At 69.3% G+C, this 231-nt stretch carries 1 protein-coding gene; it reads right to left on the bottom strand.

The features are described from left to right. Positions 1-231, bottom strand: a 231-nt coding sequence (locus RVY79_RS21800) for a hypothetical protein (protein ID WP_317466708.1), incomplete at both ends; no start/stop codon positions are given.

Here is a 231-nt window from a genome sequence, read left to right as displayed (position 1 = left end):
ACTGCTGGCAGTCGTCGCTGGAGCAGGCACGCAGCAGCATGAACAGCAGCAGGATCAGCACGATGGCGATGACGAGTTGGCGCAGCAATCGTCCGCCATTGGCGAAGGCCGAGGCATCGCGGCTGAACTGGGCCGCCGGTGCCGACACGCCGAAGGCCTGCTGCACGATGCCCGCCGGCACCGGCCGACCGCCGCTCCAGGTGACCTCGGGGCCCTGCTGTTCGCGGCTCA

This window comes from Chromohalobacter sp. HP20-39 (assembly GCF_033052815.1).
GTDB lineage: Bacteria > Pseudomonadota > Gammaproteobacteria > Pseudomonadales > Halomonadaceae > Chromohalobacter.
The sequence above is the reverse complement of the archived record's forward strand: the minus strand, read 5'-3'. Positions and strand labels throughout refer to the sequence as shown.